This window comes from Blastomonas sp. CCH1-A6 (assembly GCF_001556365.1).
Taxonomy (GTDB): Bacteria; Pseudomonadota; Alphaproteobacteria; order Sphingomonadales; family Sphingomonadaceae; genus Blastomonas; species Blastomonas ursincola.
On the sequence record NZ_LSIS01000053.1, the window covers coordinates 1 to 864 of the forward strand.

1 protein-coding gene is annotated in these 864 nt (G+C 70.7%); it reads left to right on the top strand.

Annotated elements, in window-relative coordinates; all coding sequences use genetic code 11:
- Positions 1–11 precede the first annotated feature (11 nt).
- Positions 12–864, top strand: an 853-nt coding sequence (trbG, locus tag AX735_RS02200; protein ID WP_066274959.1) for a P-type conjugative transfer protein TrbG, incomplete at its 3' end; no start/stop codon positions are given.

The following is an 864-nucleotide window of genomic DNA, read 5'->3' on the forward strand; positions in this document are numbered from 1 at the left end:
GAGCTGTCGCAATGACGCACACGCCATTTCGCCGTTCCGCCTCGGCGGTCCTGCTCGTCTCCGCTTCCGCGCTTGCGGGCTGCGCCACCACGTCGGTTAAGCCGTCGGCCATCGCCTATGACGATCCGCCGCGCGAGATCGCCGCGACCCCCGCGCCGGAACCACCGCGCGCGGTCGAGGTGGTCGCGATCCCCGAGCCGCTGCCGCTTCCGGGTCAGTTGAAGCCGGTGACGGACACACCCCGCGCGCCGGAGCCCTCCGATCCTCGCCAGCGCGTGGGCGCGGCGAACGCTGCCGCCCGCGTGCAGCCGGTGCGCGACGGCTTCCTCAACGCCATCCAGCAATATCCCTGGACCGATGGCGCGCTCTATCAGGTCTATACCGCGCCCGGCCAGGTAACGGACATCGCGTTGCAGGAGGGCGAACAGCTCGTCGGGCCGGGGCCGGTCGCGGCCGGCGACACCGTGCGCTGGATCATTGGCGATACCATCAGCGGCAGCGGACCCGCCGCGCGGGTGCATGTTCTCGTCAAGCCCACCCGACCCGACCTCGCCACCAACCTGGTCATCAACACCGACCGGCGCACCTATCATCTGGAGCTGCGCGCCACGGCCGCGACCTATATGGCGTCGGTGAGCTGGACCTATCCGCAGGACGCGCTGATCGCGTTGGCGGGCCGCAACGCGGCGGCCGCGAACGCCGCGCCGGTGGCGACCGGCGTGGACGTGTCCGCGCTCAATTTCCGCTACCGCATCGAAGGCGACCGCGCGCCGTGGAAGCCGCTGCGCGCTTTCGACGACGGCCGACAGGTGTTCATCGAGTTTCCGGCCGGGATCTCGCAGGGCGAGATGCCGCCGCTGTTCG